The organism is Pseudomonas sp. NPDC090592, from assembly GCF_044769185.1.
Lineage (GTDB): Bacteria > Pseudomonadota > Gammaproteobacteria > Pseudomonadales > Pseudomonadaceae > Aquipseudomonas.
This window is the reverse complement of record NZ_JBIVXJ010000002.1, coordinates 16,198-29,255: the sequence shown is the minus strand read 5'-3', so window position 1 is coordinate 29,255 and position 13,058 is coordinate 16,198. Positions and strand designations below refer to the sequence as shown.

General features: G+C 60.6%; 16 protein-coding genes. 6 read left to right on the top strand and 10 right to left on the bottom strand.

The genetic code is table 11. The features are described from left to right. The first annotated feature begins 42 nt into the window (after nt 1-42). The 3 genes from ACIQUI_RS01675 to ACIQUI_RS01665 all read left to right on the top strand — a co-directional run bounded on the left by ACIQUI_RS01675 (nt 43) and on the right by ACIQUI_RS01665 (nt 1,593). Complete coding sequence (locus ACIQUI_RS01675) at nt 43-636, top strand: phosphoheptose isomerase (protein WP_012274070.1); 594 nt, start codon at nt 43-45, stop codon at nt 634-636. Then, nucleotides 633-1,211, top strand: a complete 579-nt coding sequence (locus ACIQUI_RS01670) for a BON domain-containing protein (RefSeq protein WP_016713549.1) — start codon at nt 633-635, stop codon at nt 1,209-1,211. Before ACIQUI_RS01675 ends, ACIQUI_RS01670 begins: the two co-directional genes overlap by 4 nt. A 163-nt stretch (nt 1,212-1,374) precedes the next feature. After that, on the top strand, nt 1,375-1,593 hold the full coding sequence (locus tag ACIQUI_RS01665) for a YgdI/YgdR family lipoprotein (protein ID WP_391127666.1): 219 nt from the start codon (nt 1,375-1,377) through the stop codon (nt 1,591-1,593). A gap of 52 nt (nt 1,594-1,645) precedes the next feature. Here the strand turns inward: ACIQUI_RS01665 and ACIQUI_RS01660 are convergent, their stop codons facing one another. From ACIQUI_RS01660 to rplM, 7 genes are all read right to left on the bottom strand, one after another. Next, nucleotides 1,646-2,074, bottom strand: coding sequence for a ClpXP protease specificity-enhancing factor (locus ACIQUI_RS01660; protein WP_403194455.1), 429 nt, complete (start codon nt 2,072-2,074; stop codon nt 1,646-1,648). 10 nt (nt 2,075-2,084) lie between these two features. After that, nucleotides 2,085-2,708 carry a glutathione S-transferase N-terminal domain-containing protein gene (locus ACIQUI_RS01655; protein WP_403194453.1) on the bottom strand — a complete coding sequence of 208 codons (624 nt, stop codon included), beginning with the start codon at nt 2,706-2,708 and terminating at the stop codon, nt 2,085-2,087. 117 nt (nt 2,709-2,825) lie between these two features. Beyond that, nucleotides 2,826-3,605 (bottom strand): cytochrome c1, encoded by a 780-nt coding sequence (locus tag ACIQUI_RS01650; protein WP_403194451.1) that lies wholly within the window; start codon nt 3,603-3,605, stop codon nt 2,826-2,828. Further along, a complete protein-coding gene (locus ACIQUI_RS01645; protein ID WP_391127788.1) occupies nt 3,605-4,816 on the bottom strand; it encodes a cytochrome b N-terminal domain-containing protein in 1,212 nt (403 codons plus the stop codon). Before ACIQUI_RS01645 ends, ACIQUI_RS01650 begins: the two co-directional genes overlap by 1 nt. Further along, nucleotides 4,816-5,409, bottom strand: coding sequence for a ubiquinol-cytochrome c reductase iron-sulfur subunit (gene petA, locus ACIQUI_RS01640; protein WP_403194450.1), 594 nt, complete (start codon nt 5,407-5,409; stop codon nt 4,816-4,818). Before petA ends, ACIQUI_RS01645 begins: the two co-directional genes overlap by 1 nt. A gap of 264 nt (nt 5,410-5,673) precedes the next feature. Then, on the bottom strand, nt 5,674-6,066 hold the full coding sequence (rpsI, locus tag ACIQUI_RS01635; RefSeq protein WP_003260797.1) for a 30S ribosomal protein S9: 393 nt from the start codon (nt 6,064-6,066) through the stop codon (nt 5,674-5,676). A gap of 14 nt (nt 6,067-6,080) precedes the next feature. Next, nucleotides 6,081-6,509: a 50S ribosomal protein L13 gene (gene rplM, locus ACIQUI_RS01630; protein ID WP_003251819.1), complete on the bottom strand. Its 429-nt coding sequence runs from the start codon at nt 6,507-6,509 to the stop codon at nt 6,081-6,083. A gap of 258 nt (nt 6,510-6,767) precedes the next feature. Between rplM and ACIQUI_RS01625 the strand changes: the two genes are divergently transcribed. Continuing rightward, complete coding sequence (locus tag ACIQUI_RS01625) at nt 6,768-7,808, top strand: NADP(H)-dependent aldo-keto reductase (RefSeq protein WP_403194447.1); 1,041 nt, start codon at nt 6,768-6,770, stop codon at nt 7,806-7,808. A gap of 288 nt (nt 7,809-8,096) precedes the next feature. Beyond that, nucleotides 8,097-9,017, top strand: coding sequence for a helix-turn-helix domain-containing protein (locus tag ACIQUI_RS01620; RefSeq protein WP_391127785.1), 921 nt, complete (start codon nt 8,097-8,099; stop codon nt 9,015-9,017). Nucleotides 9,018-9,140: 123 nt separating this feature from the next. Here ACIQUI_RS01620 and zapE read toward each other — a convergent pair whose 3' ends face one another. From zapE to ACIQUI_RS01605, 3 genes are all read right to left on the bottom strand, one after another. Next, nucleotides 9,141-10,235 carry a cell division protein ZapE gene (gene zapE, locus ACIQUI_RS01615; RefSeq protein WP_403194445.1) on the bottom strand — a complete coding sequence of 365 codons (1,095 nt, stop codon included), beginning with the start codon at nt 10,233-10,235 and terminating at the stop codon, nt 9,141-9,143. Nucleotides 10,236-10,319: 84 nt separating this feature from the next. Continuing rightward, on the bottom strand, nt 10,320-11,669 hold the full coding sequence (locus tag ACIQUI_RS01610; RefSeq protein ID WP_403194443.1) for a tryptophan--tRNA ligase: 1,350 nt from the start codon (nt 11,667-11,669) through the stop codon (nt 10,320-10,322). 25 nt (nt 11,670-11,694) lie between these two features. Continuing rightward, nucleotides 11,695-12,330 (bottom strand): alpha/beta hydrolase, encoded by a 636-nt coding sequence (locus tag ACIQUI_RS01605; RefSeq protein ID WP_403194441.1) that lies wholly within the window; start codon nt 12,328-12,330, stop codon nt 11,695-11,697. Between the two features lie 135 nt (nt 12,331-12,465). Between ACIQUI_RS01605 and ACIQUI_RS01600 the strand changes: the two genes are divergently transcribed. After that, nucleotides 12,466-12,903, top strand: a complete 438-nt coding sequence (locus ACIQUI_RS01600) for a ZapG family protein (RefSeq protein WP_391127640.1) — start codon at nt 12,466-12,468, stop codon at nt 12,901-12,903. Nucleotides 12,904-13,058 lie beyond the last annotated feature (155 nt).

The following is a 13,058-nucleotide window of genomic DNA, read 5'->3' as shown; positions in this document are numbered from 1 at the left end:
GTTGCGCGTAGCAAAGGCCACCGCCCCACTTAAGGTCACCAGATGGACATGCAATCCCGAATTCGCCGGCTGTTCCAGGCCAGCATCGATACCAAGCAACAGGCAATGGACATCCTGGCACCGCACATCGAGCAGGCAAGCCTGGTCATGGTCAATGCGCTGCTCAACGAGGGCAAGATGCTCGCCTGTGGCAACGGCGGCTCTGCCGGCGATGCCCAGCACTTTTCGTCCGAGCTGCTCAACCGCTTCGAGCGCGAACGCCCGAGCCTGCCGGCCATTGCGCTGACCACCGACAGCTCGACGCTGACCTCGATCGCCAACGACTACAGCTACAACGAAGTCTTTTCCAAGCAGATTCGCGCCCTGGGCCAGCCTGGGGACGTTCTGCTGGCGATCTCCACCAGCGGCAACTCGGCCAACGTGATCCAGGCGATCCAGGCCGCACATGACCGCGAAATGATTGTCGTAGCATTGACGGGTCGCGACGGCGGCGGCATGGCTTCGCTGCTGCTGCCCGAAGACGTGGAAATCCGCGTACCTTCAACCGTTACTGCGCGCATCCAGGAAGTCCACCTGCTGGCGATCCACTGCCTGTGCGATCTGATCGACAGCCAACTGTTCGGGAGTGAAGAATGACCCCTATGCGCCTCGGCCTGATGGCCCTGACCCTGTGCCTGAGCGTCACCGGTTGCAGCTCGGTACTCACCTCTACCCGTAATTCGCCCATCGAGGACGATCGCGGCACGCGCACCATCGGCAGCAAAATCGACGATTCGCTGATCGAAACCAAGGCCGCCGTAAACATTTCCAAGGCCAGCCCTGACCTGGACAAGGGCTCGCACATCGTTGTCAGCAGCTACAACGGCATCGTCCTGCTGGCCGGCCAGACGCCACGTGCAGACCTCAAGAGCCTCGCCGAGCAGACCGCCGGCCAGGTACAGCGCGTCAAGAAAGTGCACAACGAACTGCAGGTGATGCAGCCCTCCTCGATCCTGGCGCGCAACAACGACGCCTGGCTGACCACCAAGATCAAGACGCAGATGCTGACCGACAATGCAGTGCCCAGCTCGCGCATCAAGGTGATCACCGAGAACGGTATTGTCTACCTGCTTGGCCTGGTGACCCAGCAGGAGGCCAACTCGGCCACCGCCGTGGTTCAGGGCGTGTCGGGCGTGCAGAAGATCGTCAAGCTGTTCGAGTACATCGACTGATTCACTGATTGCCTGTGCCGGCCTCTTCGCGGGTAAACCCGCTCCCACAGGGACCTCACATTTCCAAGGCTTGTGAGGTCCCTGTGGGAGCGGGTTTACCCGCGAAGAGGCCCTGACAGGCAACACAGATGCTCCATTTTTCCAGAAACCCAGGAAACACCGCATGAAAAAGCTTCTGCTGCCTGCCCTGCTGTTCGGCACCTTCGCCACCCTGGCCGGCTGCTCCACCCCTAGCCTGATCACCCTCAACGATGGCCGTGAAATCCAGGCTGTCGACGCACCGAAGTACGACCGCGACGCTGGCTTCTACGAGTTCCAGCAGCTCGACGGCAAGCGCACCCGCATCAACAAGGACCAGGTACGCACCATCAGCGACCTGTAACCCAAAGTTGGCAGCAAAGAAAAAGGCGACCCTTGCGGATCGCCTTTTTTTGTTACTTCACCACCTTCAAGCTTGGCCGACCAGTCGGCCGTGGTGGCTGGCCGCCACCCTCTGGCGGGCCATCATCATCTGGCTGTACCTCATCGTCTTCCAGCTCGTCACCCTCCAGCGGCGATTCCAGCTCAAAGACCATGCCCTGGCCATTTTCACGGGCGTAGATGCCCAGGATGGCGCCAACCGGCACGAACAGCGAATGAGCCACGCCACTGAAGCGACCCTCGAAGCTGACCGCATCGTTGTCCATGTGCAGGCTGCGCACGGCGCTTGGCGAGATATTCAAGACGATCTGGCCATCACTGGCGAAACCATCCGGCACCTGAACTTTCGGGAATTCGGCATTGACCAGCATGTGGGGTGTGCAATCGTTGTCGACGATCCACTCATACAGTGCTCGAACCAGATAGGGGCGACTGGAGTTCATCAACGGCTCCTTAAAGCTTTCGCATTTCACGTTCTACGGAGGACAGGCTCGCCTGGAAAGGCTCGCGGGCGAACTGACGCTCCATGTAATCCAGCAGCGGCTTGGCTTGCCGCGGCAACTCGATACCCAACACCGGCAAACGCCAGAGTATGGGCAATAGACAGCAATCGACCAGGCTTTGCTCATCGCTCATGAAGCAGGCGAATTCATTGAACAGTGGCGAAACGCCGGTCAGGCTTTCGCGCAGGGCCTTGCGTGCTTCGGTACGGGCAGCTTCGCTGCTGCGCGAATCGAGCACGGTATCGGCCAGGGCACACCAGTCACGCTGGATGCGGTGTATCAGCAGACGGCTGTTACCGCGCGCAACCGGGTATACCGGCATCAGCGGCGGGTGCGGGTAACGCTCCTCGAGGTATTCCATCACCACGGTCGATTCATACAACGCCAGGTCACGGTCGACCAGGGTCGGCACGCTGCCGTAAGGGTTGACCTCGGCCAGCTTCGGCGGCAGGCGGGCCGGGTCGACATCGATGACCTGTACGCTGACACCCTTCTCGGCCAGCACCAGGCGTACCCGATGAGAGTAATGATCAGCGGGATCGGAATAGCAGGCTAACCTGTTGGTTGCGCCCATGTAGCGGCTCCTCGCACGGGATGCTTGTGCAACTGTAAATGAAAACGCGCCCGGGGCACCCCAGCACTTCTGCTGGGGCGCCCCGGGCGCGTTCAACAACCAGAAACTACTGCGTGATCAGTGCACGTCCTTCCAGTATTCACGCTTGAGCAAGTAGGCGAATACGAAGAAGAAAGCCAGGTACAGCAACACATAGGTACCGATGCGCTGGCTTTCCAGTTTGACCGGGTTGGCCGAATAGGCCAGGAAGGTCACCAGGTTCTTGACCTTCTCGTCGAACTGCTCAGTGGTCAGGGTACCGGATTTCGGCGTAATGGTCAGCTGGTCACAGGCCTCGTGGGTAATCGGGCTGCCGGTCAATGGGTCGAATTGCTTCTTGCCATCGATCACCGTCTGCACCTGTTTGCAGCCAATCACCTGGTTACCCTGCAAACCGACCAGCACGTTAGGCATGCCGACGTTCGGGAACACCTTGTTGTTCACCCCGTAAGGCCGTGACGGGTCTTCGTAGAAACTGCGCAGGTAGGTGTAGAGCCAGTCGGTACCCCGCACGCGAGCCACCAGGGTGAGGTCGGGCGGCGCGGCGCCGAACCAGGTCTTGGCGTCACTGGGCTTCATGCCGATCTGCATGTGGTCACCGATCTTGGCACCGGTGAACACCAGCTTCTCGAGCATCAGCTCGTGCGGGATACCCAGATCATCGGCGACCCGCTCGTAACGCTGGAACTTGGCACTGTGGCAACCCATGCAATAGTTGGCAAAGGTGCGCGCACCGTCCTGCATGGCGGCCTTGTCGGTCAGGTCGATATCGGCCTTGTCCAGCTCCAGGCTGTGTTCGGCAGCGAAGGAAAAGGCAGGCATCACTGCCAGCAAAAATACTGCAATCAACTTTTTCATCAGCCAGTCACCCTTTCCGGAACCGGTTTGGTCTTCTCGAGCCTTGTGTAGAACGGCATCAGCAGGAAGTAGGCGAAGTACAACACCGTGCACACCTGCGACAGCAAGGTGCGCCCAGGTGTCGGCGCCAGTACGCCCAGCACACCGAGGATGACGAAGGCCACGCAGAACACCAGCAGGAAGACCTTGCTGATCCAGCCCTTGTAACGCATGGATTTCACCGGGCTGCGGTCGAGCCACGGCAGTACGAACAGCACGGCGATGGCCGCGCCCATGGCAATGACACCCATCAGTTTGTCAGGCACCGCACGCAAGATTGCGTAGAACGGTGTGAAGTACCACACCGGCGCAATGTGCTCAGGTGTCTTGAAGGCGTTGGCCTGCTCGAAGTTCGGTTTTTCCAGGAAGTAACCACCCATTTCCGGGAAGAAGAACACCACGGCGCAGAACACGAAGAGGAACACCACCACGCCGACAATGTCCTTGACGGTGTAGTACGGGTGGAACGGAATGCCGTCCAGCGGAATGCCGTTTTCGTCCTTTTTCTTCTTGATGTCGACGCCATCGGGGTTGTTCGAACCCACTTCGTGCAGGGCCAGGATGTGCAGCACCACCAGGCCGAGAATAACGATCGGCAGGGCAACCACGTGCAGGGCGAAGAAGCGGTTCAGGGTAATCCCCGAAATCAGGTAGTCACCACGAATCCACTGGGTGAGGTCACCACCGATCACCGGGATGGCACCGAACAGGGAGATGATCACCTGGGCACCCCAGTACGACATCTGCCCCCACGGCAGCAGATAGCCCATGAAGGCTTCGGCCATCAGTGCCAGGTAGATCAGCATGCCGAACAGCCACACCAGCTCACGCGGCTTCTGGTATGAGCCGTAGAGCAAGCCACGGAACATGTGCAGGTAGACCACGATGAAGAACGCCGACGCACCGGTGGAGTGCAGGTAGCGCAGGATCCAGCCGTATTCCACGTCACGCATGATGTACTCGACCGAGGCGAATGCCTCTTCCGCCGAGGGCGTGAAGCTCATGGTCAGCCACACGCCGGTGACGATCTGGTTGACCAGTACCAGCAATGCCAGGGAGCCGAAGAAGTACAGGAAGTTGAAGTTCTTGGGCGCGTAATACTTGCTCAGGTGGTCTTCCCACATCTTGGTGGCGGGGAAGCGAGCATCAATCCAGTCCATGAACTTGCTCATCATGCTTTCTCCTGGTCGACGCCGATGACGACGATTTCGTCCGACTCATATGAGTGCGGCGGCACGGGCAGGTTGAGAGGTGCCGGCTGCGACTTGTAGACACGGCCAGCCAGGTCGTAGTGGGAGCCGTGGCACGGGCAGAAGTAGCCCCCCACCCATTTCGGACCAAGGTCGGCAGGTGCAACTTCCGGGCGGAAGGTGGGCGAGCAGCCCAGGTGCGTGCACAGGCCAACGAGAATGAGGATTTCCGGCTTGATCGAGCGAACCTCGGGGTCGACATAGGTCGGCTGCACCGAGGCCTTGGAGTCCGGGTCAGACAGCTCGCCGGTGATTTTTTTCAGGTTGCCGAGGATCTCCTCCGTTCGCCGCACGATGAACACCGGCTGGCCACGCCACTCGGCCACCATCTGCTGCCCGGGCTCGACCTTGGCGATATTGACCTTCACCGGTGCACCTGCGGCTTTCGCCTTGGCACTGGGAAACCATGACCCCACGAACGGTACCGCAGCCCCCACTGCTCCCGCTGCCCCGACCACGGATGTCGCGGCTACGAGGAAGCGGCGCCGGCCTGCGTTGACGCCGTCATTGCTCATTCAGTCCTCTCCCATCAGCTTGCTTTGGCCTGTTGAACCAGACCTGTATTTAGGTTGTGTCAGTGGCACTAAAATTTGGTCGTCATGGTAAGAAACAAATCCACACACTGACAAGGTGATTACCCCGGCAAGGGCCCTCTACCCGCGCTTTGCTTGATCTGCGTCTATGCGACAAGTGGTCAATGACATGCTGACAGGTTAGTTCAAGCCAAAAAAAAAGCCCGGTTCCAAGGAACCGGGCTTTTCTCGACTGCCGAAGCGCTATTAACGCTTGGAGTACTGAGGACGCTTACGCGCTTTACGCAGACCCACTTTCTTACGCTCGACTTCACGAGCATCGCGGGTGACGTAGCCAGCACGACGCAGAGCGCCACGCAGGGTTTCGTCGTATTCCATCAGAGCGCGGGTGATACCGTGACGGATCGCACCGGCTTGACCGCTGACACCACCACCGGAAACGGTGACGTAGATGTCGAATTTCTCAACGGTTTCGGTCAGCTCGAGCGGCTGACGAACAACCATGCGAGCGGTTTCGCGACCGAAGAACACGTCCAGAGAACGGTTGTTGATGGAGATGTTACCAGTACCCGGACGCAGGAATACGCGAGCGGTTGCGGTCTTGCGACGGCCAGTGCCGTAATTTTGAGTCGCCGACATAATGAACTATCCCGTTAGATCTTCAGTTCTTGAGGCTGCTGAGCAGTGTGTGGGTGAGCAGCACCCGCGTACACTTTCAGCTTACGGTACATGTCGCGACCCAGCGGGTTCTTAGGCAGCATGCCTTTGACCGCGGTTTCGATAACACGCTCAGGGGCCTTGGCGATCAACTTCTCGAAGTTGATTTCCTTGATACCGCCCGGGAAACCGGAGTGGGAGTAGTACATTTTGTCGGAAGACTTGGCACCAGTCACACGAACCTGCTCGGCGTTGATAACGACGATGTAGTCGCCAGTGTCAACGTGAGGGGTGTATTCTGGTTTGTGCTTGCCACGCAGACGGGTAGCGATTTCGGTAGCCAGACGACCCAGGGTCTGGCCAGCGGCGTCGACTACGAACCACTCGCGCTTTACTGTTTCCGGTTTAGCAGTAAAAGTTTTCATTCTCTAAAGCCTCAGAGGCCGCCCAGCGAAAAATAGACGGCGAATCTTACTGGATAGTGCACAGCTTGCCAAGGGCAAGCGCGCAGCCGAACACAGACGCTTTTGGGGGCTCGGGTCGGGCACGCCAATGTTCGACGGGGTTCTTCCTGCGTGATGGTGCATCACTTCCGCCACGCGGAGAGGGGCTGAATTATCCAGATTGCGAGAAAAATTTCAACCTGCTTTGATGGGCATCTATTGCCAAGGAGTGTCTAACCGATGGAATACCGCCAGCTCGGCCGTACCGACCTCAATGTCAGCGCCCTGTGCCTGGGCACCATGACCTGGGGTGAACAGAACGTTCAGGCCGAAGCCTTCGAACAGATTGCCCGGGCCAAGGCCGCCGGGGTCAACTTCATCGACACCGCCGAGATGTACCCGGTGCCGCCACGCCCGGAAACCTATGCGGCCACCGAGCGCATCATCGGCAACTGGTTCCGTGCCAATGGTGATCGCGACGACTGGGTGCTGGCCAGCAAGGTCGCAGGCCCAGGCAACGGCATCAGCCACATCCGCGACGGCCAGCTCAAGCACAACCGCCAGCACATCGTCGCGGCGCTGGACGAGAGCCTGAAGCGCCTGCGGACCGACCGTATCGACCTGTACCAGCTGCACTGGCCGGAGCGCAGCACCAACTTCTTCGGCAAGCTGGGTTACCAGCACCTGCCGCAGGACCATTTCACCCCGCTGGAAGAAACCCTCGAAGTACTCGACGAGCAGGTGCGTGCAGGCAAGATCCGCCATGTCGGCCTGTCCAACGAAACCCCGTGGGGCACCATGAAGTTCCTGCAACTGGCCGAAAGCCGTGGCTGGCCGCGGGCGGTGTCGATCCAGAACCCTTACAACCTGCTCAACCGCAGCTTCGAGGTGGGCCTGGCGGAAGTCGCCATCCGCGAGCAGTGCGGCCTGCTGGCTTATTCGCCACTGGCCTTCGGCATGCTCTCGGGCAAGTACGAGAACGGTGCACGCCCGGACAACGCACGCCTGACCCTCTTCAGCCGCTTTGCCCGCTACTCCAACCCGCAGACCGTTGCAGCCTGCAGCCGCTACGTGCAACTGGCCCGCGAGCATGGCCTGGACCCGGCGCAGATGGCCCTGGCGTTCGTGACCCGGCAGCCTTTCGTGACCAGCAACATCATTGGCGCTACCAGCCTGGCACAACTGGACAGCAACCTGGCCAGCATCGAGTTGAATCTGAATGACGAGCTGCTGGCAGCGATCGAGGCGCTTCACCAGGAACAACCGAACCCGGCGCCTTGAGCTGAAAGGGGCCGCTTTGCGGCCCAATCGCCGGCAAGCCAGCTCCCACAGGATTGCGTAGAACCCGAGGCCTGCGCTGTACCTGTGGGAGCTGGCTTGCCGGCGATTGGGCTGCAAAGCAGCCCTCTGTTACATGGGGTAGACACAATCGCCAAAAAATAAGACGATCCAGCCGGTGATTGACCACTCTACCCTATAAGAACAATGACAATGATGTTTACCCAACCCTCCGCGTCGCTGCGGCGCGTCAGCATCCTGGCCATTGACAAGGTATTTGCTTCTACCTTGATGCAGGCCAAGGACTTCTTCCACCTCGCCGCCCTGCGCTACAGCAAGCAGCTTGGCCTGGGCTTGCAGCCCATGTTCGAAATCCGCCTGGTGAGCCCAGACGGCCAGCCCGTGGACAGCTTCAGCAATGTACAGCTGCCGGTCGACGGTGGCCTGGACGACGCTGATGTGATCATCCTCCCGGCCTACTGGGACGACTTCGACAACCTGCTGCAACGTTACCCACAGGTGCTGCCTTGGCTGCGTGACCAGCATGCGCGTGGCGCGGTGCTGTGCGCCGAGGCCAGTGGTGTGTTCTGGCTGGCCGAGTCCGGCCTGCTCGATGGCAAGGAAGCGACCACCTACTGGCGCTTCTTCAACACGTTTGCCGAGCGCTTCCCGAAGATCCGGCTGAACCAGGACAAGCACCTGACCGACGCCGACAATATCTATTGCGCTGGCGGTGCCACCTCGGCCTGCGACCTGTACATCTACCTGATCGAACGCTTCTGCGGCGCCAACGTGGCCCGCGCCGTGGCCCGCGACATCCTCTACGAAGTGCAGCGCAACTACACGCCAGGGCGCATGGGTTTTGGCGGGCAGAAGCTGCACCAGGACCTGATCATCCTGCAGATCCAGCACTGGCTGGAAGAGCACTTCGCCGACAAGTTCCGCTTCGAGGACGTGGCCCGCAACCACGGCATGAGCATCCGCAACTTCATGCGCCGCTTCCAGGGCGCAACGGGTGACAAGCCCCTGCACTACCTGCAACGGCTACGGATCGAGACAGCCAAGGGGTTGTTGTCGAGCACGCGCAAGAGCATCAAGACCATCAGTTATGAGGTCGGTTACGACGATGCCAGCTTCTTTGCGCGCTTGTTCCGCCAGCATACCGAGTTGTCGCCGAACCAGTACCGGCAGCAGTTCATGCAGGAGGCTTGAGGCCCAGGGGGCTGCTTCGCAGCCCATCGCGACACAAGGCCGCTCCCACAAGGTCCTGCATACACAGGTCAATGTGGGAGCGGCCTTGTGTCGCGAAAGGGCCGCAAAGCGGCCCCAAAAATCTTAAGGCTTGTGCGCCCGCGACAGGAATTCGTGCGACTGCATCTCCAGCAACCGGCTCAGGGTGCGCTGGAACTCGAAGCTCAGACGCCCACCGGTATACAGGTCTTTCAGCTCCACCTCGGCCGAGATGATCAGCTTGACGTTGCGGTCGTAGAACTCGTCCACCATGTTGATGAAACGGCGGGCGATGTCGTCGGTGGCGACGCCCATCTGCTCCACGTTGCTCAGCAGCACGGCGTGGAAGATCTTGCCCAGTTCGATGTAGTCGTTCTGGCTGCGCGGCCCGTCGCACAGGGCGCGGAAGTCGAACCAGGCCACGTCGTCGCAGGTAAGCAAGGCATGGATCGGGCGGTTCTCGATCATCAGCACATCGTTTTCGACCGCCTGGGTGCATTCCGGGGTCAGCGCCTTGAAGCTGGCGCGCATGCTCTGGTGCGCAGCGTCATTGAGCGGGTAGTGGAACAGCTCGGCCTGCTCCAGGTGGCGCAGGCGGTAGTCGACGCCGCTGTCGACGTTCACCACATCGGTGAACTGCTTGATCATGGCAATGGCCGGCAGGAAGCGCGCACGTTGCAGGCCGTCCTTGTACAGGCCGTCCGGCACGATGTTGGAGGTGGCCACCAGCGACACGCCGTTCTTGAACAGCTCTTCCATCAGGGTGCCGAGGATCATGGCATCGGTAATGTCCGACACGAAGAATTCGTCAAAGCAGATCACCTTGGCTTCTTCGCTGAAGCGCTTGGCGATGATGGTCAGCGGGTTCTTTTCGCCCTTGAGGGTTTTCATTTCCTCATGCACACGCTTCATGAAGCGGTGGAAGTGCGTGCGCATCTTCTGCTTGAACGGCAGCGCCTCATAGAAGGTATCGACCAGGTAGGTCTTGCCTCGCCCTACCCCACCCCAGAAGTACAGGCCCTTGACCGGGGTCTGTTCCTTCTTGCCGAACAGCTTGCCGAACACGCCCGGCTTGTTGTTCTGCGCGTGTACCAGGTCGTCGTACAGGCGCTGCAAGTGACGCACCGCAGTTTCCTGCGCCGCGTCATGGAAGAAGTCGGGACGTTTCAGATCTGCTTGATAGCGTTCTAAGGGAGTCATGATTCGTTAGCGAGGCAACAAAAAACGGGCCGTCACTGTAGCGACAGGCCCGCCTTATGGCAATCAGACTTGCGTCAATATGCCTCAGTCCTGCTGTGGCGCCAGGGCATCGCGCAGGCTTTGAATGGCTGCATCAAGCGCCTCGGCGCTGTCGAACTGCGGCCCGTCGGCAACCTGCTCGCCATTGAGCCACAGGCCGAAGCCCAAGCCTTCGACGCGCACATCAGGCTCGCCACCTTGCTGCAGCTGCTTGCTCACGGCGCCCGCGCTCTTGCCATCGGCAAAGCTGCGCGACAGCAGCAGTTGCTCGCCGTCGGCGGCCAGCAGGCGGAAGCGGAAGCTGCCGTCTTCATCACGGAAGCTGACGAAGCGCGCGCTCTTGGCGGCTTTCTTCTTCACTTCGGTATTGGCCTGCACGCCACTGCGGAACGAACGCAAGCCAACAGACTCGCGCAGTTGTTCGAGGAACGGCGTGGCGATCTTGCGGGCCTTGGCGGCGCCGGCCAGCAGGATGTCTTCCAGGTCTGCCGGGCGGGCAATCAACTGGTGGTAGTACTCGCGTTTTTCGGCCAACTGGCCGTCCAGCAGCTGGAACAGGCGCTGCTTGGCATCGCCCCAGCCCAGGCCCTGCAACAGCTCATCACGGAATTCAGCGCACTGCCCTGGCGTCGCGAAAGCCTGGTAAAGGGTGAACAGGTGCGAGTTGTCCGGGTCTTTCGCTTCGCCTGGCGCGCGCGAGTCGGTGACGATGCGCGAGATGGCGTCTTTCATATCCTTGGCGCTGGTGAACAACGGGATGGTGTTGTCGTAGCTCTTGGACATCTTGCGCCCGTCCAGGCCAGGCAGGGTCGCAACGCTTTCCTCGATCACCGCCTCCGGCAGGGCGAAGAAGTCCTTGCCCTGGCCGAACAGGTGGTTGAAGCGCTGGCCGATGTCGCGGGCCATTTCCACGTGCTGGATCTGGTCACGGCCGACCGGCACCTTGTTGGCGTTGAACATGAGGATGTCGGCGGCCATCAGCACCGGGTAGCTGAACAGGCCCATGGTCACGCCGGCGTCCGGGTCTTCGCCGGCCTCGACGTTCTTGTCCACCGAGGCCTTGTAGGCATGGGCACGGTTCAGCAGGCCCTTGGCGGCAACGCAGGTCAGCAGCCAGGTCAGCTCGGGGATTTCCGGGATGTCGGACTGGCGGTAGAAAGTCACCTTGTCCGGGTCCAGGCCACCGGCCAGCCAGGTGGCGGCGATTTCCAGGCGCGAGCGCTGGATGCGCAGCGGGTCATCGCACTTGATCAGGGCGTGGTAGTCGGCCAGGAAGTAGAACGAGTCGACACCGGGCTGCTGGCTGGCACGGATCGCCGGGCGAATGGCGCCGGCGTAGTTGCCCAGGTGCGGAGTGCCGGTGGTGGTGATACCGGTAAGAATGCGCGTGGTCATGGGTGTTCGCTTATTCAGGCTTGGCTCAGTTCGAAAGGCGCGGCAGCAGCAGATCCTTCAGATCGGTCAGCTTGCCATGGAAGAAGTGGCCACATTCTGCCACTTTCAGCAGCTCATGGGGGCGCGACAGGCTGTCGGACCATTGGTAAACCAGCTGCGGCGCGACCACTTCATCGGCGTCTGGCTGCACCACGGTGATCGGGCAGTGCTGTGGCAACGGGAATTCGGCCGTCAGGCGCATGACTGCCGGGGCAATCATGAACAAGTGTTGCAGCGATACCTTGGCAGCTTCCAGGCGGCCGGCCAGGCTGGTAGCGACAAAGCCACCGAACGAGAAGCCCATCAGTACCACTGGCAGCTCGGGGTGTTTCGCACGCAGCCAGGCTGCGGCAGCCTCGGCATCGGCCACTTCGCCAGCGCCCATGTCATGGCTGCCGGCGCTCTGGCCGACACCACGGTAGTTGAAACGCAGGGTCACGTAGCCGGCATCGCGGGCGGTGCGTTGCAGGGTCGAGACCACCTTGTTGAGCATGGTGCCGCCCTGGACCGGGTTGGGGTGGCAGATCAGCACCACGCCGCGGGCATCGGCCACGTCCAGGTACAAGGCTTCCAGCTGGCCGCTGGGGCCATCGATGAACAAGGGGGTTTCGCGGACAAGCAAGGCACTACTCCGTGACCTCGGGGAGGGTCGATTCGTCTAGGTGAGGAATTCTGTTCTGATTTGCGATCGCTCGCGGTATACAGCGCAGGTCTGAGCCGTTAACGTAAAGCAAAGCCGTTTATAGAGGAAGGACTCGTGGAACTCTCGCTCCTTGTTTGGTTGTTGCCGACCCTGGCCCTGGTCATTGGTGTGGTAGTTGGTTTCGTCGTGGCCCGCCTGCTGCCCAATGCCGCGCCCAGCAGCACCCAGCGTCAGTTGGATGAAATGCAGAAGCGCTTCGACAGCTACCAGAACGAAGTGGTGACCCACTTCAACAGCACTGCGGTACTGGTGAAGAAGCTGACCCAGAGCTACCAGGATGTCCAGGACCACCTGGCCGACGGCGCCAATACCCTGGCCCTCGACGAACTGACCCGTCAGCGCCTGCTGGCCGCGCTGCACTCCGAAGGCAGCCAAGGCCCACGCGATCGCCTGACGCCGCCGAAGGACACTGCTGAAGTACCCCGCGACTACGCGCCAAAAGCGCCGAACTCGCCGGGCATGCTTGACGAGAGCTACGGGCTCAAGCGCTAAGTTGCCAAACATGAAGAAGGCCTCGAAAGAGGCCTTTTTTGTGCGCTGGATTTACCGGCCTCTTCGCGGGCACGCCCGCTCCCACAGGTATTTCACAGATTTTGAATTCTGTGATGTCCCTGTGGGAGCGGGCGTGCCCGCGAAGAGGCCGGTAC

Excerpts from the sequence above, each read along its gene's own strand:
- ACIQUI_RS01675 (WP_012274070.1), top strand. The coding sequence starts at position 43 with ATGGACATGCAATCCCGAATTCGCCGGCTGTTCCAGGCCAGCATCGAT.
- rplM (WP_003251819.1), bottom strand. The coding sequence starts at position 6,509 with ATGAAAACTTTTACTGCTAAACCGGAAACAGTAAAGCGCGAGTGGTTC.
- ACIQUI_RS01645 (WP_391127788.1), bottom strand. The coding sequence starts at position 4,816 with ATGAGCAAGTTCATGGACTGGATTGATGCTCGCTTCCCCGCCACCAAG.
- ACIQUI_RS01665 (WP_391127666.1), top strand. The coding sequence starts at position 1,375 with ATGAAAAAGCTTCTGCTGCCTGCCCTGCTGTTCGGCACCTTCGCCACC.
- ACIQUI_RS01660 (WP_403194455.1), bottom strand. The coding sequence starts at position 2,074 with ATGAACTCCAGTCGCCCCTATCTGGTTCGAGCACTGTATGAGTGGATC.
- zapE (WP_403194445.1), bottom strand. The coding sequence starts at position 10,235 with ATGACTCCCTTAGAACGCTATCAAGCAGATCTGAAACGTCCCGACTTC.
- ACIQUI_RS01655 (WP_403194453.1), bottom strand. The coding sequence starts at position 2,708 with ATGGGCGCAACCAACAGGTTAGCCTGCTATTCCGATCCCGCTGATCAT.
- rpsI (WP_003260797.1), bottom strand. The coding sequence starts at position 6,066 with ATGTCGGCGACTCAAAATTACGGCACTGGCCGTCGCAAGACCGCAACC.
- ACIQUI_RS01610 (WP_403194443.1), bottom strand. The coding sequence starts at position 11,669 with ATGACCACGCGCATTCTTACCGGTATCACCACCACCGGCACTCCGCAC.
- ACIQUI_RS01650 (WP_403194451.1), bottom strand. The coding sequence starts at position 3,605 with ATGAAAAAGTTGATTGCAGTATTTTTGCTGGCAGTGATGCCTGCCTTT.
- ACIQUI_RS01620 (WP_391127785.1), top strand. The coding sequence starts at position 8,097 with ATGCAGGCCAAGGACTTCTTCCACCTCGCCGCCCTGCGCTACAGCAAG.
- ACIQUI_RS01670 (WP_016713549.1), top strand. The coding sequence starts at position 633 with ATGACCCCTATGCGCCTCGGCCTGATGGCCCTGACCCTGTGCCTGAGC.
- ACIQUI_RS01625 (WP_403194447.1), top strand. The coding sequence starts at position 6,768 with ATGGAATACCGCCAGCTCGGCCGTACCGACCTCAATGTCAGCGCCCTG.
- petA (WP_403194450.1), bottom strand. The coding sequence starts at position 5,409 with ATGAGCAATGACGGCGTCAACGCAGGCCGGCGCCGCTTCCTCGTAGCC.